This window comes from Pantoea sp. PNA 03-3 (assembly GCF_003201175.1).
Taxonomy (GTDB): Bacteria; Pseudomonadota; Gammaproteobacteria; order Enterobacterales; family Enterobacteriaceae; genus Pantoea; species Pantoea stewartii.
This window is the reverse complement of record NZ_QICO01000002.1, coordinates 279,208-302,889: the sequence shown is the minus strand read 5'-3', so window position 1 is coordinate 302,889 and position 23,682 is coordinate 279,208. Positions and strand designations below refer to the sequence as shown.

General features: G+C 46.8%; 24 protein-coding genes and 1 pseudogene. 9 read left to right on the top strand and 16 right to left on the bottom strand.

Annotated features, from left to right (window positions below; genetic code table 11):
* On the top strand, positions 1-303 hold the full coding sequence (locus tag C7433_RS07745; RefSeq protein WP_110267905.1) for a contact-dependent growth inhibition system immunity protein: 303 nt from the start codon (positions 1-3) through the stop codon (positions 301-303).
* A gap of 237 nt (positions 304-540) precedes the next feature.
* Here C7433_RS07745 and C7433_RS07740 read toward each other — a convergent pair whose 3' ends face one another.
* Both C7433_RS07740 and C7433_RS07735 read right to left on the bottom strand, forming a co-directional pair.
* On the bottom strand, positions 541-1,347 hold the full coding sequence (locus C7433_RS07740) for a phosphotransferase family protein (protein WP_199227849.1): 807 nt from the start codon (positions 1,345-1,347) through the stop codon (positions 541-543).
* Between the two features lie 76 nt (positions 1,348-1,423).
* On the bottom strand, positions 1,424-1,750 hold the full coding sequence (locus tag C7433_RS07735; protein ID WP_033740127.1) for a SymE family type I addiction module toxin: 327 nt from the start codon (positions 1,748-1,750) through the stop codon (positions 1,424-1,426).
* Positions 1,751-2,723: 973 nt separating this feature from the next.
* On the opposite strand from C7433_RS07735, the gene C7433_RS07725 reads away from it, so the two are divergent.
* The 4 genes and pseudogenes from C7433_RS07725 (at position 2,724) to C7433_RS07710 (ending at position 4,335) form a co-directional block, all read left to right on the top strand.
* On the top strand, positions 2,724-3,038 hold the full coding sequence (locus C7433_RS07725) for a hypothetical protein (protein ID WP_054634567.1): 315 nt from the start codon (positions 2,724-2,726) through the stop codon (positions 3,036-3,038).
* Between the two features lie 144 nt (positions 3,039-3,182).
* Positions 3,183-3,357, top strand: a pseudogene (locus C7433_RS07720) (sugar kinase); the annotation flags it as partial.
* Between the two features lie 119 nt (positions 3,358-3,476).
* Complete coding sequence (locus C7433_RS23840; RefSeq protein WP_233255763.1) at positions 3,477-3,734, top strand: hypothetical protein; 258 nt, start codon at positions 3,477-3,479, stop codon at positions 3,732-3,734.
* 217 nt (positions 3,735-3,951) lie between these two features.
* Positions 3,952-4,335, top strand: coding sequence for a hypothetical protein (locus tag C7433_RS07710; RefSeq protein ID WP_033740132.1), 384 nt, complete (start codon positions 3,952-3,954; stop codon positions 4,333-4,335).
* A gap of 68 nt (positions 4,336-4,403) precedes the next feature.
* On the opposite strand, the gene C7433_RS07705 is transcribed toward C7433_RS07710, so the two are convergent.
* The 5 genes from C7433_RS07705 to C7433_RS07685 form a co-directional block, all read right to left on the bottom strand.
* Complete coding sequence (locus C7433_RS07705) at positions 4,404-5,669, bottom strand: MFS transporter (RefSeq protein WP_110267901.1); 1,266 nt, start codon at positions 5,667-5,669, stop codon at positions 4,404-4,406.
* A 147-nt stretch (positions 5,670-5,816) separates the two neighbouring features.
* Complete coding sequence (locus tag C7433_RS07700) at positions 5,817-6,338, bottom strand: DUF2938 family protein (protein ID WP_050504889.1); 522 nt, start codon at positions 6,336-6,338, stop codon at positions 5,817-5,819.
* A complete protein-coding gene (locus tag C7433_RS07695; protein ID WP_110267900.1) occupies positions 6,331-7,209 on the bottom strand; it encodes a DMT family transporter in 879 nt (292 codons plus the stop codon). The genes C7433_RS07700 and C7433_RS07695 overlap by 8 nt, the downstream gene beginning before the upstream one ends.
* 19 nt (positions 7,210-7,228) lie before the next feature.
* Positions 7,229-7,666 (bottom strand): cupin domain-containing protein, encoded by a 438-nt coding sequence (locus C7433_RS07690; protein ID WP_110267899.1) that lies wholly within the window; start codon positions 7,664-7,666, stop codon positions 7,229-7,231.
* Between the two features lie 18 nt (positions 7,667-7,684).
* On the bottom strand, positions 7,685-9,529 hold the full coding sequence (locus C7433_RS07685; RefSeq protein WP_110267898.1) for a thiamine pyrophosphate-binding protein: 1,845 nt from the start codon (positions 9,527-9,529) through the stop codon (positions 7,685-7,687).
* 282 nt (positions 9,530-9,811) lie between these two features.
* Here C7433_RS07685 and C7433_RS07680 point away from each other — a divergent pair, with 282 nt between their 5' ends.
* Positions 9,812-10,675, top strand: coding sequence for a LysR family transcriptional regulator (locus tag C7433_RS07680; RefSeq protein WP_033740138.1), 864 nt, complete (start codon positions 9,812-9,814; stop codon positions 10,673-10,675).
* A gap of 373 nt (positions 10,676-11,048) precedes the next feature.
* On the opposite strand, the gene C7433_RS07675 is transcribed toward C7433_RS07680, so the two are convergent.
* From C7433_RS07675 to C7433_RS07645, 7 genes are all read right to left on the bottom strand, one after another.
* A complete protein-coding gene (locus C7433_RS07675) occupies positions 11,049-12,260 on the bottom strand; it encodes a DUF6421 family protein (RefSeq protein WP_199227848.1) in 1,212 nt (403 codons plus the stop codon).
* Positions 12,261-12,271: 11 nt separating this feature from the next.
* Complete coding sequence (locus C7433_RS07670) at positions 12,272-12,796, bottom strand: hypothetical protein (RefSeq protein ID WP_033740141.1); 525 nt, start codon at positions 12,794-12,796, stop codon at positions 12,272-12,274.
* A gap of 21 nt (positions 12,797-12,817) precedes the next feature.
* Entirely contained in the window at positions 12,818-14,065 is a 1,248-nt protein-coding gene (locus C7433_RS07665; protein WP_054688199.1) for an ATP-grasp domain-containing protein, read from the bottom strand.
* On the bottom strand, positions 14,052-14,972 hold the full coding sequence (locus C7433_RS07660; RefSeq protein ID WP_072193753.1) for a DMT family transporter: 921 nt from the start codon (positions 14,970-14,972) through the stop codon (positions 14,052-14,054). The genes C7433_RS07665 and C7433_RS07660 overlap by 14 nt, the downstream gene beginning before the upstream one ends.
* A 735-nt stretch (positions 14,973-15,707) precedes the next feature.
* Entirely contained in the window at positions 15,708-16,061 is a 354-nt protein-coding gene (locus tag C7433_RS23835) for a LysE family translocator (RefSeq protein WP_233255762.1), read from the bottom strand.
* 129 nt (positions 16,062-16,190) lie between these two features.
* Complete coding sequence (locus C7433_RS07650; protein ID WP_033740144.1) at positions 16,191-16,403, bottom strand: hypothetical protein; 213 nt, start codon at positions 16,401-16,403, stop codon at positions 16,191-16,193.
* Between the two features lie 185 nt (positions 16,404-16,588).
* A complete protein-coding gene (locus C7433_RS07645; RefSeq protein ID WP_054634563.1) occupies positions 16,589-17,017 on the bottom strand; it encodes a GNAT family N-acetyltransferase in 429 nt (142 codons plus the stop codon).
* Between the two features lie 276 nt (positions 17,018-17,293).
* On the opposite strand from C7433_RS07645, the gene C7433_RS07640 reads away from it, so the two are divergent.
* Both C7433_RS07640 and C7433_RS07635 read left to right on the top strand, forming a co-directional pair.
* A complete protein-coding gene (locus C7433_RS07640) occupies positions 17,294-18,436 on the top strand; it encodes an alpha/beta hydrolase-fold protein (protein ID WP_052133195.1) in 1,143 nt (380 codons plus the stop codon).
* 622 nt (positions 18,437-19,058) lie between these two features.
* On the top strand, positions 19,059-19,733 hold the full coding sequence (locus C7433_RS07635; protein ID WP_233255761.1) for an EAL domain-containing protein: 675 nt from the start codon (positions 19,059-19,061) through the stop codon (positions 19,731-19,733).
* Between the two features lie 83 nt (positions 19,734-19,816).
* On the opposite strand, the gene C7433_RS07630 is transcribed toward C7433_RS07635, so the two are convergent.
* Positions 19,817-20,884 carry an AraC family transcriptional regulator gene (locus tag C7433_RS07630; RefSeq protein WP_033740338.1) on the bottom strand — a complete coding sequence of 356 codons (1,068 nt, stop codon included), beginning with the start codon at positions 20,882-20,884 and terminating at the stop codon, positions 19,817-19,819.
* A gap of 138 nt (positions 20,885-21,022) precedes the next feature.
* Positions 21,023-22,027, bottom strand: coding sequence for a phosphotransferase enzyme family protein (locus C7433_RS07625; protein ID WP_110267896.1), 1,005 nt, complete (start codon positions 22,025-22,027; stop codon positions 21,023-21,025).
* A gap of 244 nt (positions 22,028-22,271) precedes the next feature.
* Here C7433_RS07625 and eat point away from each other — a divergent pair, with 244 nt between their 5' ends.
* Positions 22,272-23,636 (top strand): ethanolamine permease, encoded by a 1,365-nt coding sequence (gene eat, locus C7433_RS07620; protein ID WP_033740149.1) that lies wholly within the window; start codon positions 22,272-22,274, stop codon positions 23,634-23,636.
* Positions 23,637-23,682: the final 46 nt, after the last annotated feature.

Below are 23,682 nucleotides of genomic sequence, written 5' to 3'. Positions count from 1 at the left end.
ATGAAAAAAATTAACGTACATGTTTTGGACAGCCTGATTGCCATCTATTTTGGGCAAGATTATGATTTGTTTGGTAGTGGAGAGAGCGTGGATAAGCAAATAGACGCATGGATTGCAGACACACCATCCGCTACACGACATGGCTTGATAGGGGATATTGATCAATTTATTCAGGAATCTGATAACCTCGAAGATGATTTTGAAAGCCGCTATGGTAATGAATTTTCGGCACAGTTATGGGATACCACGCCAGCTAATTTCCTTAGCTTATTAAGACAAAAGGTAATTGATTCACTTTCTTGACGCGAATGCCTAAGACCAGGTGGTGCTTATTCGGTGCCCATACGGTTCTCACTGTTTCGTGAAAACCTCGTGAGAGGTTAGATGAGCACCATAATGTATGGCAACGCCTTCTCGTTAAAGTGAAGGAAAAGGACTCATCTATACCTGTTGATGGTGCTTTTGAGCGTTTTTCATGTAATTACATGTACAGCTCTGTTTCTTTAAAAGACGCCATTTTTTGACCTCTAGGGAAGGTCATTAAGGTAATCCTGTGTTCATCTTTAACCTTATGCTCCCCAACCACTCAGGCAACACCTCCCCGTACCATCCCAAATACTTCACCAGTTCCGGCCTTCTCCGCTCACTCAATATCACCACCACCTCATTCACAATCCACGCTTTAGCAAGGGCGATCTCTTTCGCCAGCACATCCGCATCAAACCTGCTATGCAACTGACAATAGCGTCGCGCTATCGCCCGATAGTCTTCTTCTCTTCCCATCCCTTTGACCAAAGGCGCTAAATCTATCGCCGGGCTACCCAGGCCAAAGCGTTCCCAGTCGAACAGCACCAGTTCGCCATTCTCTCTCTTTCCCCAGTTACCTGCATTGGTATCACCGGAGATCATGCAATACGGTTCAAAAAGCACATTGCTGTGCTTCTGCATTGCCCGAAGCTGCCGTTCCGCCTCAGCAGGCAGGCGAAGCAGATCGAGGCAGCTTTCCAGTGCTGCCTCGTCCCACCGATGTGTGCTGAATGTCCATGAGGGATCAGGCGGTACAGAATGTAATCGTGCAAGAACGGAAAGGAATGCATCGCCTGTAACTGCGTCTTGTTGGATGGGTTCAGGAATATATTCGAGTATGAGCTTTCGTTGTTCGTAGCAGGCTGATTTCACAACGGGCGTCAGAATGCCATGCCGGGCCAGAAGGGGAGCGGCATCGCAGTAGAAAGCATATTCCACCTCACTTACCGGCGCTTTTTCAATGGCGCAGGGCTTACCATCTTTATTCGCAAGGTGTTTTACGCGTGCAATGCCCATTTTGGCTAAATCGGCGTTGGTCATAGTAACTCTGCATTTACTCTTAACGTAAGAAATACAGCCTGCTCCCACCTCCGCAGGAGCAAGCCCCCTCAACCCCTTACCACTCAGTCAGCCCAATCGCCTTCATCACCCGCTTTCTCTGCTGCACGGACAGCGAAGCCAGATCCTTAATCGATCCCACCCGCGTCCCGTTTATCACATCCCTGGGTTTAAAGCTGATAATAATCTGGCACCAGGTGACCTTCACATCCAGTTGCACACCAATCGGAAAACCCGCTTCTTTTAGCCAGCAGCCCTTCAGCGTAATCGCTGGAACGCGGCGATAATTTGGAGTGCGGGTCACATAACCCACGGTCGCATAGCGCTGCGTATAGTTTGGTGCTTTAGGTTCAGTGTGGCCTGAAATACAATCAAAGGCAGTCATGATTACTATTCCTCGTAAATAGTGATTGTGATTAGCGATGCGGATGTGTTGCCCCACATTCGTATCGCGCTAAATGACCGGAATATTTAATCAGGCAGGAGAAAACGCAGCGAGAGAGAAAATAGCAAACTGCGAAAGCGTACGCAGAAATTTCACGCAAATCGCAACGTAATCCATCATTTTTAGTGGCAGATCTAAATTCTGATAATGGCGAAAAGAAAGGGGAAATACCCGACCATTTCACGCGTCCTCAGCGTCAATCCGTTGTCCTGTTGCCCTGGCCTAAACCGCCTCCGGGACTTTCACCGCGTCACCAAACCCTGACCCCGAAATCCTTTATCAGCCACTCGCACTCTCCTGGGATCTCCATAACAATCTCCACATCGGCATTGTTAACGCCTTAGCTAGCCACAGGATCAGGCGCTTCCGCTGGTGATGAGTAATCTGATGATCGCCGAGCCGTTCGTGACCGTTGCCTCACCGCAATACTTACTGATGCCAGCTTGCTGACCGGCAGCAACGACTGGGCTTATGAGAACAATAAGGAACGTCCCTTTTTCAACATTCCCAAATCGCTTGAGATCTGTGACAGCACGTCGTTACGAAAATCGGTGCTTTCAGGGGCTGGGATTGCCTGCATGCCGGAATATGTTGTCCAGCGTGATATTTGCAGTGAAAAACGCATCTGCCTTTTTAAATAGATGAAATCATCGAAATGGCTATTAAACCTCTATTATCCGGCCCGCAGCCAAATAGCTGAAGTCAGATGGACAGCAAGAGAGATAGGCTCGTCGCCTGATATTGAAATCCTTTCGAATAATCCTGTAATTACGCAGAATGCTTTGCAAATGTGAAGTCTGTTGATTGCTACGAAGATGCAGTAAGGCTCCGTTATTACTTTATCCCCCTGTGTCGCCGTGCTCTTGATAATCTGGTATACAGACCCGTAACGCCCTTAACGTCAGGATAAAAATTGAAAGTCAGCGAAGAAACCCTTATGCAGGCCGGTTTCACGTCACGTGAGCTGGGCAGAATAAAAAACATGTCACAACGCTCTGGTGATACACTGGGCGAAGCGATTAACGACCTGGCCCGACGCTTTATTATTGCTGCTGTCGCCGTGACATTTTGCCTGGTCGTGTTCTTTATCCTGCTTGTTTTTGGATCAGCCCAATCGGTTATCCCGGGTGCTCTCGGTCTGGCCTGTGGCGCTGCCGTTGCAGCATTCTCTCAGCCGCCTGTTATCACTTACAAAGCCTGGCGTTTCAGACGCGCTCAGCGCGGTTGATCGCTGTTTTTGCTGTCGTGAAGCAGTTCGAAAATGCCCCTGGCCTTCACTCCGTAGTTCACGATCTTCATTGTCAGCTGTGACCTGTCCATCGTGTCTGTTTTCCGGAAGTAGTCTGTCGGTAGCCATCGAAATTTATGCAACGCCACTGACTGTTTCGGCGCGACCTTTGTTAGCCTGTTTCTGACGGATACATCGCCGCAGAAGGCTCTGAGATGGGCAAATACCAGCGGTTCGCTGGCAATGAGTCATCGTGGTCCCAATGAAAGGTACGTCGACGCAGGCCCAGATCAGGCTGGTTTTGAGGAAAACAGGCTAAAATTAAGCTTACGATTAACGTCGAGGCTTTTATGCATCGCCAGCGTTCTGCGTTTTAAAGAAGATAATATTGTCGTTGTGTTATAAAATTGAAGTTCCTGAAAAATAATAAATAATAATATGCATTCTTTTCTGTCATTGAGTCTAACGCTGGCGCTTATCATTTTGCTGATTAAGTATTTCTTTCTGCCACTGTTCAAACGAGACGATTTCTTTGCTGCTAAAGGTGAGTTGAAGAAGATTTCTATTGATACACCGCTGCTTAAACGTCTTGGGATGAACACGGAGGATTACTATTACGAGGCAAATTTCCTCTACCAAAAGCGTAAGGAAGACATCTTTAATAAAAAATCTCGCTGGGCCAACTTATTCAGGTGAGACCGACCGGAACGCAGATTAGCAATCGTCGTGTCTGGCAGCTTCGTTATCACACAGGTGCCTCGCAGACAGAAAAAACAGTCAGTATCCTGAATAACTACTCGCTATTTAATCAGGACTTTGCCGGTTTTCTTTCAGCCGTTCGGGCAGCCAATCCCGAGGCTAAAGTAAAAAATGATAATCTGGGGCATATAAACCTTTGGAGGCCGGTGCTGAAATGAGTCCTGAACTGGAGGAAGTCATCGCATTTGTTCGTGACTATGCGGGATGGAAGTCTAAAGTCGTCAATGAAAATACATTGTTGGAACGAGACCTTCATCTTGCCGGTATGGATGGCGTCGATTTTTTAGAGGCAGCCGAAACGTTTTTTGCCGTCAGCTTCGATATCGAAGATGACGATTTTCGTACACTGTTTGATTTGAAAGAAAACGAATACCTGTTCAGCAGTGAAGGACTCGATTTATTGGGCATTGGCTACTTTTTTGAATGGCTGCGGGGAAAACCGCATTCTGTCGTTAAAGATCTCTCTGTTGGTCAGCTTCACCAGGTTCTGGTGAAGCTACGCAGCAAAAATTCGCGAGATGTCCGTCGTGACATCTGAAGCAATGTGTCACTCTGGGCACGGATAAGTGTTTCCTAAGCGCGGTCAGAACCAGTCAGTAAACCTCATCACGTCACGTTATTTAGTCGTGCTTTTTCCATCTTTATCCCAAACACCGCGATACTCAGTAGCAAACAGATAACCGCACCAACGCCGAACAGCAAATTAACGGCCAGGTCCAGGCTGGCATGATCCACCACCGCGCCTAACAGCACGGGCACCCAGTTAGCGATATAGGCAATCACGTAAAACAATGAAATCAGTTTTGCGTGACTGGCGGTAGGGGAGAGCATATTCACCAGAGTTGCACTTCCTACAAAGATCGCGCCATAGGAATAGCCGGCGACGATCAATCCTGTACATGCCCAGACCAGAGAGTGGTGGCCAATCGCCCAGGTAAAAAGCACGATGGATATGGCCTGCGTAAGGCAGCCAGCAGCAAGAGACGTGCGGGCGCGAATCCGGCGGCTCAGAATCTGACTGATACCAGCCACCACTAAATAAACCGCAATCACATAGCCATAAACGCCCTGGCTATGAATGCCAAGCAGATGCTCGGACACGGTCGGACCAATCGACAAGATACTGGCGGCAAACGCCCAGCTCATAAACAGCGCGCCGGCACAGAGGAAAAACCGCACGCCTGTCGCTTTCAGTCCGGCTTTCAGTGTCGCCTCCACTGAGGTGGCAGGTGAAGAGGTGGCGACCGAGGGTTGGTCGTGACGCCCATCTGGCCAACTGAAACGTAACCCGATAAGGGCGATTGCGGCCGTCAGCATGATCAGCAGAAACGGTAACGTCTGACTGTGGAAACCTGTCTGAATCGCCACGCCGCTAAAAACCGGCCCCAGCGCCAGACCTGTGGTGAAAGAGAGCGTAGCGAGCAGGGCCGCCACTTTACCGCCATCTTTGGGACCAAACCGCACCAGGGCGATATTCGCTGCGCCGGTTAATGCCCCCGTTCCCACACCCGCGAGCAGGCGTGCCATAAACAGACAGGCAAACGAATCGGCGAGAGAAAACAGCAGGGCACCGGCAAAGACAGCCAGCAGTGCGGGCATCATCAGGCTGCGCAGATCGGCGACCTTCCCGGCAAGATTTCCCACGCTAAATAACGCAATCAAAACGCCCGCCGCATAGGCGCCGTAGATAACTGTCAGGCTGACGGCGGTTAAGCCCAACTGCTGTTGATAGAGAGGGTAAAGCGGCGTTGGCGCACTGCTGTTTAATAAGGCGGCGATCAAAGCCAGTGCAAGAAAGAATAAAATGCTCTTTGTGGAAACAGACTTTTTTTTGTCTGTCGAACGGCTATTGATGGTTAACACTTCTGACATGTTTATTTCCTGAGCTGTAGATAATTCAGCTCTGCTTAGCAAGCGCTAATGTCACAGAGCAGTAAACAGATGGATAATAGTGTCTGCTTATTGCTTGTAATAGAGACAATAATGCATCACAAGTCTTCATTTATGCAGCTTGATGATTTATACAGAATGTGTTTTGTTAAGCAGGATGCGGGTAATGAAGATACAACTTGCTAATAATGCCAAGCCATAAACAAAATGATTGATGAGAGCCGCTATTAACAATTCATAATTGCCACTTTTCATTCCCCACAAACCCAACCCTACAGAAGGATAGATAAAAACTAAGGTTATCAATGAGCATATCAACCCATAAACAGCCGTTTTGAAAACTGACAGGTTAGAAATAAAATTTGTCTTAAAAAATAGCCAGCAATAAGGAAAGGCTAATGCAATGCCTGCAAAGTAATGGAAAAAGTAACCTATTAGTAATCCGTTTTTGTTTGTTGCGATTTCACTGGGGTGAGAAAAAATAAAATCACCTTCCATCCATTGTGACAGCATGTTGCCAATGAAATAGATATTTAGTGCTGGTATAAGATGGATTGTTGATGTGATTTTGTTTATTAAATCCATGCTAATTGTGGAGGTTACGCCACTTAAAAAAGTTAGAAAAATAATTTTCTTGAATGTTTTATGCATTTTTTTCTTCCATTGATGTTAAATTTATTTTCGAAGGCGAACGTTTTTTTATTGATGCCAGGATGCCGGATGCAACTATACATAACATACCACCTGCAGCGATTATGGATATTTTCTCTCCAAATAAATAATAGCCAATAAACGCTGTGAAAATAATAGTGCTATAGGAAATAACACTTACAGTGGTTGCTTCACCTAAACTGTATGCGCGCGTCATAGCCAATTGACCAAGGGTACCAAATCCACCAACAGCGATAAGAGCAATAAATTGTTTTAACGTTGGCAGGCTGATCTCAGACATCAGACACACACCGAGGCCAATAACTGCACCTGGCAATGAAAACCAGAACACGACTCTGAGGATTGGTTCACCGCTCAGAGTCAATTTACCTATGTTATAATAAGCGAGCGCAGTAAGCAGACCCGATAAAATTCCAGCTACAATGAAAATATGGCTGCTAACGGGATAATTAGGATTTAACAAAATGACCACACCCAAAAAGCCTAGTAAAATCGATGCCAGTATGCGACTGGATGATCTTCCTTTTTTGGTAGACACCATGATTATTCCTTGAAAAATGGGGTTGGTATAACTCAGCGTTGTAGCCATAGCTACAGGTAGATGCATAAGAGAATAAAATCCACAATACATCGCGCTATTACCTAATGAAGCACGTTTCAAATGTAATAATGGCTCATTAGGTCTAAAAGTGATGCCTTTGTAAAACATCATTACAGATACGGTAAGCATATTAATAAAACAGCGAAAGAAGATTATCTCAAAAAAACTCATCTCTATTGATAATGATTTTATTGTTGCGTTCATTAGTGAAAAATAAATACAAGCGAGTAGCATCCATAAGACAGCCATGATCGTATTCTATCTCCTATTAATTAGGATTTTTATTGTTTGTGGTTTCAGTCGTAAGTGGTGTGTTTTTTGAACAGGCAAAGAAGACTAACATGCCCGCTCCCTGGCTACCAGAAATCCCCTGATGAACCGAGTTCACTGTGTCGCTAAAAGTATCTCCTTCAGAGAAGGTGATTTTTTTCTCTGCGTTCTTCATTGTGAGGGTTACGCTTCCATGCGTCATATAGACCGTACTTATGCATTTATGGTAATGCCATGGAAGAACATGTACAGGCGGAATTTCAACTTTTAAAACTGTAATTTCTGGTGTGCCATTAGGATAGGCATGATAAATATTTCCATCCCATGAGCGCTCGGTCTGTAGTAAGATTTTTTTTTCAACTCTCGTCTTTGCAATTACAGTATTCATGAAAAATATAGTGGTTAACGCGATTATTAATTTATTCCATTTAAGCATAATCATTCCCTGAGTATCTTATTTGTGAGGTATTAAAGAAAAACTCTGCGCAGCAATTCGTGCCTCATAAGCCGTTACGCTTTGTGAGTAGTAGTGATTCGGTGTTGTGTGATTACCGACAACGATTTCGATCAGGAAAGGCCCGGAATGTTGATTTGCTGCGTCGACGGCTGTGTTTAATTCTTCCAGTCGTGTAACGCGGGTGGCTTCAACACCAAGGCTTGTCGCAAAGCCTACCCAATCATGGGCTGGAAGATGGGTAAAGTCTGCAGAAACGCCACGTTGATGTAATGTATCAATGTGCATAGCGCCGTGGGCTTGGTTGTTCAGGACTACGAAAAGCGTTTTAACACCGTAACGGGCTGCGGTTTGAATTTCTATGCCGTGCATCAGCATGCATCCATCACCAGTTACCACCATACACGGCCGTTCTGGTTGGGCCAGTTTAATGCCGATACCCGCACAGATAGCCCAGCCCATGGGGGCAAGCTCACTGGAAGTATGATAATCACCGATGCCAGCAGCGGACCAGTAATGGGCCATAAAGATTCTATGCGCACCAGAATCAACAACAACGTTAGTATTCTCGGGCAAGATATTACGTAAGTAGCGAACAACATCACCAGCAAACAAGCGGTTATCTTTTTCATCCTTTGCTGTAAAAATCGATGTTTTAGAGATGGTTAACGGTAATCTATGAATATCAGATATCCAGCGTAAACGTTTCTGTTTAGCCGCGAGCAAAGGTGTTCTTCTCGGTATCTTGATATTGAAGAGGTAATCTAAGGTTTTACTAAGATTTGAGAATATTTGAATATCAGGTTGGTAGTGTAAGCAGTTCTTTTCGAAATCATCGTCAATGAATATTAGTGTCTTATTACTGTGAAGTTCTGGGCACCAATTGAGGCTGTCTCGCTGTGTTAAATCACTACCGAGAACAATCAAAACATCAACACTGGTATCATTAATAGTTGTTATTGCGCGAGTATGGCCGGCGAAACCGTATAAGCCAAGGGCTAAAGAGTGTTTTTCAGGGAAGGCACCTTTACCTGAAAGGGTAGTCGCTACCGGAATAGAAAATTTCTCGGCTACGCCTTTCAACAGTTTAGCATCATGATAATTATTAACACCGTTACCTGCTAAAATAGCAACATTGAAATCATTACAAAGATAATCATGAATAAGCATATCCATTGCTGATGTATCAATCGCTAAACCATGTTGTATACTATTTGTCTTTATCGAGTTGTCTTGTTGAGATTTCTTTTGAATGTTTACTGGCAAGTTTAAATAGGCACGCCCTTTTCTATGAGGGTTAAGTAGATCGAAGGTACGCCGTAATTCGTGGTTAAACACAGAAGGTGTTTTTATTTCAATAGCACTATTAAGTAAAGGTTTGACGACGGATATTTCATCAAGTCCACCATTACTGCCATCTTGAAAGGCTCCCTGAGCTTCATGGTAAGTAGCTACGCCGCCTGTGATGTAGAGCACGGGTATTCGGTCAGCTCGGGCAGCTGCCATCGCTGGTATAAAATTCATTGTGCCAGGCCCGGAAATTCCCAAACAAACGCCAAAATTCCGATTACCTCTTGCATAACCGTCAGCCATGAATCCGCAGGCGGTTTCATGTGCCCCCATAATTCCGATGATTGATGATTTTTCCAGTGCTTTGATGATGGGATAAATCAATTTACCAGGTACTAAGAAAATGTGACTTATTTGTTTATTGTATAATTGATTAATAAGATCTTCAGCAAAATTCAAAGCAATTTCTGCTTCGCTAATATTATTTTCAACAACTTTATCGGAGTTAAACGCCGGGTAGATGGTTACGAAACTATCATCTTCAAACAATTTCATTATCTAAATCCATTAGAATAAAAGTAAAGATAATCAGAACTGATCGGGCAATAAAATGTGCGTTAGATGGAGGCCACTACAGGATAAAACACAGCGAGGCTATATCCAAAAAACGGCCCATCATAGTCACAATTTGAAATTTTAAAAGTTGCATTAATGCTTCACAATAATGCAAAAATACTTATGATTGCATAGTGGTTTTTATGATATGGCTGATGGCGTTCGATAGTTTTTTAGCCAGTTTGAAGACACACGTTTAGCTAAAATAACATGGAGTAGTGGATGAACTGGGATGATGTCCGTTTTTTCCTTGCACTGGCAAGGCATAAAACGTTGCGCGGGGCTTCGAAATCGTTAAATGTTGATCAGGCAACGGTAGGACGACGTATCGCTGCTTTTGAAAGCGCGCTCGGTTCCCGGTTGTTTATCCGCACGCCCCGTGCCTTTACGCTAAGTGAGTTTGGCGAACAGGTGATGGCAGAAGCCAGTGCCATGGAAAGCGCCATGCAGGTAATGCGTCGCAAAGCGGCCTGCGGCGATAACCTCCCTGCAGGTAACGTTCGCATTGCCACCACCGACACGCTCGCCTCGGCGTTTGTCATGCCTGCCATTGAACGTCTGCGTGAAGACTATCCGGATATCACCGTAACCTTGCTGACCGGACTGGAATTCGCCGATATCTCCTACCGCAGCGCAGATATCGCCATTCGTGGGGCACGGCCAGATTCTGAGGAGTTGATCGTCAAACGTCTGGCGACCATTCAGATGGGGCTTTACGTCAGCCAGCGTTATTTCGACAGACTCGGTGAACCGAATGAAGATAGTGGATTAACCGACCATCAATTGGTGATGTTTCCGGCAGAGCTTGTGCCGCGTCATCGACAAAACCTGTGTGGATTTGCCGTAAACAGCCAACAGGTGGTGCTGGAATGCAATACGCAACTGCTTATGGAAGCCGCCATTAAACGCGGGATTGGCATTGGCTTACTCTCGACGTTTTTGGCTGAGCGCGATCCGCAATTAATCCCGCTCTTTCCCGACAAACGCGACCCGGTTGATATCTGGCTGGTGCTCCATCCGGATTTGCAAAAGGTCGCGCGCATCAGGGCGGTGATTACGGCGCTTGAGCAGTGTTTTGCTGCGTAAGCAGTATAAGGATAAATTTGCAGTCTATCTCATAAAGTAAATGTTTAAATTCTTCTTAAACAGGTATTTATCTATAAGGAAAATAGACGTGTGATCGCTTTATAGTAATTGCCTTTTTGGATAGAACCCAAAGAAAAGCTGACGAATCGGTAAACCTCGCAGGGAAAGAGTACCGAGTCGTCATGTTATTAAATTAATCAATAAAATATACGCGATATAACAGGGCTGATTATAAAAAACTAAAGAAAACTCTGGGTTATGGTTTTAATCAAAGGTAATAACTTTATGGTTCTCAGCTGGAAATATTGTTTTTCTATTAAATTGTTATATCGTATCAACAACCGTAAGCAAAGTACGTAAACCCATCAGTAGCTTATTGGAAGTGCAACTCGGGTATTTTTATTCCCATATTTCTACTGTGAACGGTATAATCCTCTGGGATGTTATATTTCTCCCCGTCAACTCCAGGGGTGAGTATATTTTTGACATAATATTCTACCGCCTTTTTAAAATCTGCGTCATCCTCAATAATTTCAAGCTCTTCAATCTCGTTAACAAGAATATGTATACCTTTAAGGCATTCATTTAGATTGAGAGCGGGCTTATCAGGAGCAGCGTCATATGAGAAAGAAAAGTTATTTCTTTTTAACCAGGTAAATAAAAAGACACCTGTTGCTGAATCAAAGTTTCGCGTTGCATCATGCTGGGCCGGGTACCTTGCCAGTCTTTCGAAAAGGATAAACTCAGTGATTTCTTGCCACCATGGATACTTTCTCTCTTGTAAAGTCATAATTGTCTTGCAGTCAACTTTTATTTCTTCGAGAATACCAGCCCAGAAGTTCATTTTAACGTGTATGTTTCTGTCAAAAGGCCGGGTGCCGCAATGATGATAATAATCATGAAGATATCCCCATACTGTGCGAGCGGCATAGCAGCTTTCTTCATCAATCTCTTTAGAATAGATTTCTTTCAAATTGAAAATATTTTCAGCTCTACATATTGTATCTTGAGTGTAGATTTTGTGAAACTTGTCGAAAAAAAATAAAGCAAAAGATTGGTCAGTTATTTTTTCCTTTGTCTTAACATTTTCAGGAAAAAAAACTAAGCAGCGTCCAGTTGAAAAACCATAACTAGATGAAAGTAGGCATACAGTTTGGCTTACATTTTTTGGGTGCGGGATTTCGGCTTCAATTTCCTTAACAACCGCAGGTTCTTTACGCTGTACCAAAAAACATTCTAACCAGTATCCCTTTTGATGGCCGCTGTTGGGTGTGGTAATTGCTGCCAGGCAGAAAGTCGTCTCACCATCTTTGGGAACTACAAAGTTAGCAAGAGAGTTATCAAAAAAAGGCTCTTTATTAAGGCCTCGTTTTTTCCAGTCATTGAGGTCAGCAATAAGATGTGTTGCATAATTCTCTTGAGAGAGATCTTTAAGTATATTGCCCGAAATAGATATAATCTCGTCTAATAATTTCTCAGCTCGGGTAAGTTCATTAATGACTGCGCCAGTATTGCACTGATAGCGTTGAAACTCATTAATCATTGGGACGAGTTTAGAGGAAACTTTATTTTTAATATCTGTCATAATATTTTCCATTAATGACGATGCCCATGAATGGTGAAACACATAGGAACCTCGCCAAAGTCCTCAATAATATGCAATCCATTTTCTTGAACTGCTTTCAATGTAGTAATGCAGCCGACCGTATTGTCATTAGCGCATTCAAGTGCAGCCTGTACATTACTATTTACCAGCTTTACATGCTCACTATATAGTGAAGCAAGGTGTGCTGGCGCTGGATGTGAGGAAATAGTTGATTCTTTTGTTAAAGATGTATTTTTATCCTTTACTGCAAGAACCATATTCCATGTTGGCATAATAAAACTGTCTTTGATTTCCATTTCTATTAAGTTTTTAAAAACGATATGATGTAAATCAGGGTAAACTGCACAACCCAAAAGAAGATCTTGCTTGTTTTTTTTTACCTCAACCAGGGCTTCCTCAAGAGTAGAGTAAAGTATAACCTCTCCATTGAAGTTATTATTTTTAAGCCATAAATAACCTGCTTTTTCACAATTTGTTCCAGCAGGACCTAAAGTATGAATCGTTCTACTTAACATTTTAATTTTCCATTTAATTAGTTATTGGTATACGACAGTAAGGTTTTTATCTAAATATTCATGAAATTCAACACAGTCTTGATGACTCTGATGTTGTGTAAGGATAAAGCCAGGGTAACCTGAGAAGTGAGGATATGGAAGGATTTTCGTTCCCGGTTCAATGAATTGAAATATCCTCTGAGTTTCTTCCATGTTGTTTGCTTCATTAATTCCTTTAATTTCCTTGAAGATACCATCTCCCTGAAGTGGGATTATATAATTTCCGGCGGTGTGTTTGCTTGTTATATTATCGGGCAAGTCTGGTTTGGCTATATTTAAAGCCTGGCATATAACAAGTTGCAAGAAATTTATACCCGTACTGGCTTTAACTATAAAATGTGAAATGCCAGAACCGCCTATACGTGGGGCCACCTCAATAACATAAGGCTTCCTGTTGCTGTCAATACGTAATTCGACATGCGCTGGTCCTTCCGTAATACCCAAAGCTAGAACAACCCGTTTAACTTCATCACATATATCCAGATGTAATTTATTATCGATATTTGCTGGCGATATGTAGATTCCTTCCTCGAAATAAGGGCCTTTACAGTCACCTTTGTCTCCAACTGAAAGCACAGTTACAACACCTTGACTCGATAAGGTTTCAATAGCAAATTCAGGACCATCGATGAAAGATTCAAGAATTACGCCACCTTTACCATATACAAACTTACCTAATTCCGTATGGTTGATTTCCCATACTTTTTTTACAGCTTTAACAAGACTTTCATAATCTTCAACACGGATAATACCTTGACTTGAAAATCCGTTAGTAGGTTTAACAACTAATGGAAATTCAAGGGCAGCTTCATTTGGTATTTCTTCTTCGCTCAGTTCAATGAAAGTAGGCGTATTTAGCCTATGCTCAAGCATTATGCGACGAGTTAAATTTTTATTTCTGCAGTTTTCAATTACACTTTCAGGTAAATAAGGTAGTTTTAATTTTTTTGCAACTTTTGATGCGAAGTTAAGAGCGGGCTCAAAGAGTGTCAATATGCCGTCAAAGGGATGATTCTTATATTGTTCCTCCATGATTTTTAAAGCTTCTGATTCATTGCTAAACAGAGGTAAAGGTACAGCATATTTTACAGCAGGAAGGGAAGGTGGAGCACATTCTTCTGAGTTGTAAAAAAAAGTGATGTCGATCCCTAATTTTTCCGCCTCTTCGAAAACAAAAGGCAGTTTCCTGTTTTGACATATGATAGCTAAGTTCTTTCTAACATTTGACATCTTTCAAACCTTTTCTAAAAGGAGGAAAATTAATTAACATTACACCTAAAATCACTATGGACGTTCCAATTCCGACATTGGTAGTGATAATCTCGTCCATAAAGACATATCCGATGTAAAGCGCTATGACTGGAGATATAAACAAATGAGAGGTTGCTTTAGATATATGCCAGTGTTTCAAAAGTAATATATTAAGGGAGAACCCTAATACAGAACCAATTAAAGCAAGATAGAGGAGGGCATATAAACTTGTACTTGAAAAGGTTCTAACGCCACTTTCTAAAATTAGGCTGGCCGACAATAGTAATACGCCACCACAAAGCATCGATAATGATACAAAGTTTAGAAATGGTAACTCGCTAATGTGACGTTGGACTTTTAATGTTATTGCTGCTGAGCTTCCCATCGCAAATAGTATTGATACCATCGCAAGAATGCCAATGCTATTACTTTCAATATGTAATCTGTTGCTGAAAACTATTATTATGCCTATTACAGCACAAGCTACACCAAGTATTTGGCGGAATGAGGCTGGCTTACCACGTAAGAAATGATTCAATAATAAGGCATAAACACTAATACTTGAAGCTAGCACCGCAACCAAACCACTTGGGACATGTGATGAGGCCCAGTAAACTGTTCCAAAAGGTACCGCAAAATAAAATAACCCATTTGCGAGAGCGAGTTTTATTAAGTTTTTATTTAATTGAAATTGACGACGTAAAAACTGAAATAAAAAAATTATTGTTCCCGCAATCAGGAATCTCATACCTGCAGACCACAACGGTAAGCTATTGTTTAGACCCGTTTTCTGAAGTGCCCACGTTGTTCCGCCTATTAAGCATAACGCAACGAAAGCTAGTACCGGAATGCTTGATTTTGAAAAAATACGACCTTGAAATGGCATTTACAGACTCCGTGCCTGAAAGAATTGATGCTTAGTTGGTAGTGAATCAATAAATTTCTCTCACTTATCCCTGCTTGTTCTTAACATATCAGACTGCTAAATGTGATGTAAATGATAAAAAAAGGTTAATTTACATTCGCACTAACATTCCTTGTTTTTTTAAAAAAGTAATATGAAAGCCTGTGTTCTGTGAGAAAGTTGGTTGAAATTGCTGCGTCGCAGGAGGTCTGTAAAATGTTGTCAAATCAGTATAACTTAATGATTTTAAATGTTTTTATCTTTGGATTATGTAAGAAGGAGAGCTACTTCATCAGATAGTTTGTTTTATGACGCAATGAATTATTGCGTCATTTAGAAGTAACATCTTAAAAATTTCATTATAAAAATGGCTTAATAGTGACCAAGCTAAACTGCATTTATGGTTATCATGAATTTTCATTGATCTTTTTATGAATTTATTAAGTTATGCATTGCATCTACAGATGTATGTTTTTTTCCTTCATATTTAGTTAATTGTAAAAAATGATTGTATTGGGAGTTTATTTGTCCTTATGGTATTTATTGAGGTTATGTTAGACCTACATCTTTTGTATCTATGACACCAAAAACCCCACCGCCACCAACGGATAAAACCCCGTAAAAATCACATCAAAACTGCGCCGCGCCCGATTGAGATACGCCTCCGCCGTTTGCGAAGCAAAATCCACGCATACAACCCAAATATCATCACGCCGGTTAGCGCGCAGATAGCAACCAGAACATAGCCCTGCCACTGTGGGGCCCGCGGGTCAGGCCTACGCTAGTGACGGTGAACCGGGTCAGGGCGGCTTTGGGATTCGTATGGTGCAATCCCAGCCCTTGCAGATAGTAGCCGCGTAAACGCGTGTGAGAACGTGCGGGACGTGCCGCCAGGTCGCCAGGGCGAAAGGCGTTGCGCAGGGCTTTTGACGCCAGCCAGAGTAAACAGGCCGCGCCGGGCAGTTTTAGCCAGAAAATAAAACCGTGGAAAGAAACCAAAATCGCAGAGATGCCAAAGGCAGTAAGCAAACCCCGGCACTGGGAACCTGAGATGACGCCGGTTGCCAGCACCAGCCCGGCCTGACGGCCGCAGTAGCGATGGGCAGATTGCCCGGTCCGGGCGAGGCGGTGCCAATGGTGTAAACCAGTGAGGTAGCTAAAAACTTAGCGGGGTTGCACAGGGGCAACCCCATTGAACCGCTAATGGCTCTGCTTACTCTCTTCGTCTTTATGCTTCTTCGCCAGGTAATGCCCTGCCGCGCAGCCCGCCACGGCACCGGCAACCGCATGGTGTTTAAGGTGCCCGGCTACGCCGCCGACCAGCGCGCCTTTCAGGCAGCCTTCTGCCTGTGCCTGAGAGGCAACCGACATTAACAGGCCAAGCGTGACCACAAAAAGGGGAAGTTTACGCATCGTTTCTTAATCCTTATCGGGAGTGCTGTGTTTACGCTGCGACAATAACCGTAATGAAGGATGAGTGGGCAAAAAAGTGCAGGGCTGTTGTACGACGGTTGCAAAAAAAGTGGTCAGGTCCGGTGGCAAAGCTCTGGTACAACGGGTGCCTGCGATAACTGAGGTTTGCGCAGGCAACACCGGGTTCAGGGCTTGCGCATAATCCGTTGGCCATATTCGTCAGTGCCCGCCGCGCGCCAGCCGTGTTTTTCATAAAAACGTTCAGCAGGGGAACCTGTGTCGGTGGTCAACATCATCGACCGGGCCTGTTGTTGTCTGAACCAGTCGGTGATGTTTTCAAGCAGTTGGCTACCTATCCCGAGCCGCTGAAACGCGGGCTTGATAAACAGGCCACCGATTAACGGATCGGGTGCATAAATACCCAGCCCGTAACCGACGTACTCGTCATCGACGTTGGCGATCCAGCCACCACCCTGGCGGATATCGTCAAGCGCCTGCTCACGCTGCAGATAGCGGATCTGGTGAGCATGCAGCCGGTTTTCCGTCACCGAGAAGCGGATTTCATACATCTCTTTCAGATGCCGATCGGCCAGTTTTTCGTAGGTAATATGCATAGTGCCTCGCAAATCATCATCGAACCGTTGATGTCATGACCTTACCGGTTTGCGCCTGAACAGCATCTCAACGCGCCGGGGCGATCGCGTACCGGTGAGGCTGACGGCAGGTTAACGCCATTCTTTGACGTTCATCACAGCCTGCGCTTTTTGCGACGCTATCACCTCGCTTCCCGGAGAAAAAATGTAATAAATACCGCGTGATCAATTCAATTATCGGGACGCAAAATGAAGAAAAAATTAACCTGTTTATCCCTGGTGGCCGGAAGCCTGCTGATGGGATATGGACCCGCACTGCTTGCCGCACCGTTACCGCAAACCCCGGATACTCACATCCCCGTGAGCCGCTATATCACCGCGCTGAATCCCGATCACTCCATTACCTTTCGCCTGTTTGCGCCCGCCGCGAAGCAGGTTGCTGTGGTCACGGGGGCCACGCCGCTGAGTCAGCAATCCCATGATATGAAAAAGGACAGTGCCGGCATCTGGTCGTGGACCAGCGAGCCGCTGAAGCCCGATTTATATGAGTACTATTTTGATGTGGATGGTTTCCGCACGCCGGATACCGGCAGCCGCTTTACCAAACCGCAGCGCCAGGTGAACACCAGTATGATTCTGGTGCCGGGCAGCATTCTGGATGAGCGTAACGTGGCGCACGGCGATGTGCTGACGTTGACGTATCATTCCACCGCACTGAAATCCGAACGTCAGGTCTTTGTCTGGGCACCGCCGGGCTATAAGGCAGACGGTAAACCGTTACCGGTGCTCTACTTCTATCACGGTTTTGGCGATACCGGGCTGTCCGCCATCTCGCAGCTCCGCCTGCCGCAGATCATGGACAACCTGCTGGCCGAAGGCAAAATCACGCCGATGCTGGTTGTGGTGCCTGATACCGAAACGGACATCGTGCAGGCCATTCCTGAAAACTTTCCCCCAGCAGACCGTCGCAAAGACTTTTATCCCCTCAATGCCGCCGCCGCCGATAAGGAACTGATGCAGGACATTATCCCGCTGGTGGAAAAGCGCTTTACCGTCAGTCGCAAACCGGCAGACCGGGCGATTGCCGGACTGTCTCAGGGCGGCTATCAGGCGCTGGTGTCAGGCATGACGCACCTGAACGACTTTGGCTGGCTGGCCAGCTTTAGCGGCGTGACCACCAGTACGGTGCCGAATGAGGCTGTGACACGCCAGCTGAGTCAGGCGCAGGCGGTGAATAAGCAGCTGAAAAACGTTACGCTGGCGGTGGGCGATAAAGATATCGTGACCGGCAAAGACATTGCCGGACTCAAAGCCGAGCTGGAAAAGCAGGGCGTAAAATTCCATTACACTCAATATCCGGGGTTGGGGCATGAGATGGATGTCTGGCGACCTGCGTATATCGAATTTGTGCAGCAGGTATTTAAACCGCAGCAGCCATAGTCAGGCCCAATCCCTTCCTGTGATGGTGATTCAGGGCAGCATTTACGGAATCACCGTTATTCACAGCATTCTTCCCCGGCGACGCTAAACAACGTCGCTGAAATACCCTGCACGTCCTCTAAAAAGCGTTTTTATTTATTTCTTCAGCCTGCCGGGTCAGGTAAGTAAAAAATCACTGCCTATGTCGACAGTAAATGCTGCAAACGCCGTGTGGGAAAAACCTGCGTCAGCCATTTTTCAAAATGACCGGTATTGATGTATTTAAGTTACCCGTTAACCGGATGCGGCAATATTATCCTTTTTATTTTTTCTCACTGTCTCCATTTTTCACTGGTCTGCAATGCTTAATTCTTAGCACGCGAAGGATACAGGCGCGTTGAGCTGCGCGCAGGAAATGGGGTCAATACCTTATGCAGCAGGCGTTGTAAAAGGCTTCGCAATCCGGGCCAGCATAAAATAAAGATTTTAATTCCTGAAACCTTATTAAATAACAAGGGATTAACGATCAATCTTTTAATTTTGATAGGTTAAATCATAGCTTAACCCGATAAATAACATTTGATTGATAGTCTGTAGCGATCAATAATCACGCTACTTCATCGCGTTGAATCAGAGCATGGGAATGGAAATCCACAATCTCGATAATAACAACCGTGCCTGGTGGTTCATTGCTGAACCTGTCGTTAACAACGCGTCGACATTAATTGCTGTAGAAGTTCTGACGCGATTCGCCGCACCGGGAACCCCCTGTTTTCATATTGCGAAATTAAATAAACAACAGAAAATAAAGCTGTTACGAGAACAACTTTCTCTAATCGATAAGAAGCATCATTTTTTTGAAGAAAACCAGTTGCTGTGTTCTGTAAATGTCGATCTGGAAATGGCTTTTGCGCTGCTGGAAGAACGGGATATTGTTGAGCTCGCCACAGCGCACTCTTTTCTTCGCATTGAAGTCGCGGAACACTTTCCCGATCTTGCGCAGGGATTAAATAATCCCTTACTCCGGGAACTACATAATAAATACACGTTATGGCTGGATGATTTTGGCAGTGCGGCTTCCCACTTTCCCTGTTTACAGCGTGGAATGTATGAAGCCGTGAAAATGGATAAGCATTTTTTCTGGCGGCATCAAAACAGCCCCGTCTGGCAAGCCACGCTGGCGGAAATTAAACACTATTGTGAATTTATTATTGTAGAAGGCGTCGAAACGGCGCAACACTTCGAATTCGCCAGACCGCACGCTGCGGCATTTCAGGGCTATTTGTTTGAGGCGTTTTTATTCGATACGCTCGCGTAAGCGCTCAGCGATAATTCATACCGGGTTTTCTTTCTTCAGTAAGAAAGGCCCGCATAATGCGTTGGCCAGACAGCCTGATGCTGTCAAAGAAAAACCGTGCCCTGCGATTTACGGCAGTCGCGTGGGCTACAACCGAACCAGCGGCGAAAGGCGCGTGAGAAGGCGCTGACTTCAGAATAGCCCAACAGCAAGGCCATTTCAGAGACCGACAGATGGTGTTGTTTCAGGTAATGCGTCGCCATCTCTTTACGGACGCTGTCGACCAGGGCGGAAAAACTGGTTTGCTCATCGCGCAGTCGCCGCTGTAACGACCAGGCAGACAGTCCCTGTTTTTCGGCGATAATGTCCAGTGAGGGTTCGCCATTGAGTAGCTGAAGGTGAATGTCGGTGCGGGTTTGATTAACGGTATCCTGAATGATGACGGGCGGGCTGAGCCGACGGATCGCATCCTGCATCACCAGCAGCAGCATGGGATCGTGATCCGGCATTTTGCGGCCCAGATCCGTTTTGGCGATGATCATCGAGTTAAAGGGCTGATCGAAATAGACCGGCGCATCAAAGACTTTACAGTGCTCGTGCCAGTGCTCAGGGCGCGGATGCTCGAAATGCACTTCACGCGGTGCCCAGTGGCGTCCTGCCGCGTGGCGAATCAGGTTAAGAAACATGCCTAACGTCAGTTCCGCATCCTGACGGCGCTGAAGAATCGCGCCGTGACGCACCTGATAATCCAGCTGCCAGCAGTCGCTGCGCTCCGTCAGACGAATACAGGTGTTGTGTTGATGGTAGGGAAAAGCATTGACCACGTTTTGCAGCGCCTGTTCCAGCGTGGCCGAGCACAGACCAATATAGCCAATCAGACCCAGAGACTGTGGCCGGAACTGATGACCATACTGTAAACCGAAGTTGTCCACGCCCGCCTGGCTGGCCGCTTCTTCCAGCACCCGACAGTAATTGACCAGGTCCAGGCTCAGCGTCGGGCAGGCGAGCGTATCCGGATCGATCCCGCTGATGCCGAAAATACGATCCACATCGCCGCCCTGGGCGTTAATGAAATCACCCAGTCCCGTCGCGGCGGCCGACAGGACGCCACGGTGACTGCTACCCGCGCTGGACATGGCCGTTATGGCGGCCTCTGGAAATCTGCTGGTCATGATGTTTTCCGCCTGCAACTGAACATCGTTAGCTTCTGCAAGAAACATACCAGCCGTCAGGCACCAGTTAACAGGCACTTAGCATCGCCCCCGTGAAGATTGCACCGCGATCTGTCATTCAGGCACCGCCAGAGTGCGCTAGACGCCAATCGGCAATCGGGCCCCTTCGAGATAGCGGTGGCACAGGCGTACCGTGTCGTTCGCCCAACCGTCGCCCAGGCTGCGCGCCATTTCTGTTTCGCGATGGGAAGCGACCCAGGCGGTCAGCTGAATGCGGCGCTGAATCAGCATGCACGGGATCATCGCCAGCTCTTCATCGCTAACGTGCGCCACCTGTTCGTAGCCGTTTAGCCAGTTTTCCACCCACTGTGGGGCGCTGGGATGGTGTTCGACAAAGCTGATCGCAGCGGCAAGATCGTGCAGATACCAGCCCATTCCGCAGTCATCAAAATCAATGACCCGCGTTTCGCCTTTGTGTACCAGCAGATTGGTCAGGCGCAGGTCGGCGTGAATCAGACCATAGCGGTCGGGCGACTGGCCAAACGCTGCCATCTCACGGCCTACATGCGACAGCGTTTCTTCAATCACGCCATGTTGTGATGGCGCTAAACCGGCCACATCGCGCCAGTCACCCCAGTGACCCGTAGGGGAAACCATCGTGTGATGATCCCAGACGATACGGCGAAAGGTTTGTGGCTTTTGCCAGCGACGACTGTGGTGGTGGAGCTGCGCGGTGATGCGGCCTAACTGGCGAAAGGCGGCCGGATCGACCGCATCGGTGAGCATCTCGCCCTCGATCCAGTGAAACAGCACAGCATAGCGTTCACTGCCGTCCGGCAGCGGCAGCGTCTGAATGCGGTTATCGTGCCCGTCGCGCACCGCCACCGGCACGCAGATGTCTGCGGCCTGAAGCGCATCCAGCCAGTGCAGCTCGCTTTCAATATCCTGCTTAGCGTGGTAATCGCCGCGGTGAATACGTAACGCGTACCGGCCCTGCGGCGTGCTGACAGACAGGGTGGCGTTCTCGGAACGGCACAGAAGTTTGACCTCTGCATGCAAACAGGCCGGATACGCCTGCAACGCCTGGTGGGCAAGCTGAAGAATGCTGTCGTTCGTTAAGGTGTCATATTGCTTAATGCTCATGTCTGTCTCCCTTTCTCTGCGTGTGGAGGCAGCATGGCGCTGAACCGGCCTGGCGCGCTTGACCTGAGAGCAGGCAAAAATTGACTTCGGCAGAGGCGTCACAACCCGACCCGGGTCAACTTGACCCCAGCCGACGTGTTTCTGTTTTCTGCGGTCAAGTTTTTCTGTTGCGGCTGTGTCCATCATCTACCCGTCAGCTTTTTAGGCATCGCCTTTTCACTTTACACAGACGGGGAACGCAGTGATGAAAGAGAAACTGAAACCCACCCTTGGTACCCTGCAACTCTGGGGCATCGCTGTGGGACTGGTTATATCGGGAGAATATTTCGGCTGGAGCTATGGCTGGGGAGCCGCGGGTACGCTGGGTTTTCTGGTCACGACGTTTTTTGTCGCCGCCATGTACACCTGTTTTATCTTCAGCTTTACCGAACTGACGACCGCCATTCCGCAGGCCGGAGGACCGTTTGCCTACAGTCGCCGTGCTTTCGGTGATACCGGCGGGCTGATTGCGGGCATTGCCACCTTAATCGAGTTTGTGTTTGCGCCCCCGGCCATTGCTATGGCGATAGGCGCCTACCTCAATGTGCAGTTTCCGGAAGTGAATCCTAAGCTCATTGCGGTCTGTGCCTACCTGATCTTTATGGGACTGAACATCATCGGCGTCAGCATTGCGGCAACCTTTGAGCTGCTGGTGACGCTGCTGGCGGTGATTGAACTGCTGGTGTTTATGGGCGTGGTCGCGCCGGGCTTCAGCCTGACGAATTTTGTCGCTCATGGCTGGGCTGGGCAGGATACGTTCTCTCTGGCCTCGGTATCCGGGATGTTTGCCGCCATTCCTTTTGCCATCTGGTTTTTCCTTGCCATTGAAGGCGTTGCCATGGCGGCCGAAGAGGCAAAAGACCCACGCCGGACCATTCCCCGCGCCTACATCAGCGGTATTTTAACGCTGGTGGTGCTGGCGATGGGCGTCATGGTGTTTGCCGGAGGGGCAGGTGACTGGCGCACGCTGTCAGGCATTAACGATCCGCTGCCGCAGGCCATGAAAATGCTGGTCGGTAACGATTCACGCTGGATGCACATGCTGGTGTGGATTGGCCTGTTCGGCCTGATTGCCAGTTTCCACGGCATTATCATGGGCTATTCGCGTCAGTTCTTTGCGCTGGCGCGGGAAGGTTATCTGCCACCTTCACTGGCAAAACTGTCGCGCTTTAATACACCGCACCGGGCGATCCTGGCGGGCGGAGTGGTCGGCATTGTTGCCATTTTCTCTGACGGCATCAGCTTTCAGGGAATGAGCCTGACCGCTGCGATGATCACCATGTCGGTGTTTGGGGCGATCGTCATGTACATCATGAGTATGCTGAGCCTGTTTAAACTGCGTCGCACGGATCCGACACTGGCACGTAGCTACCGTGCACCGGGGTATCCGGTGATCCCCGCCATCGCCCTGTGTGGCTCGGTGATCTGCCTGATCGCGATGCTGTGGTTTAACCCGCAGATCGGCGCGCTGTTTGTGGGCTTTATGGTGGCGGGCTATCTCTACTTCCTGACCACGCACTCCCGCCGCGGTGCTGTCGCGCAGCGCTCTGTTGCCGCAGAAACCGATTAACGTTTATACCCGCCTGGCGGTGCGTAACGCGCCGCCGGGCAGCACA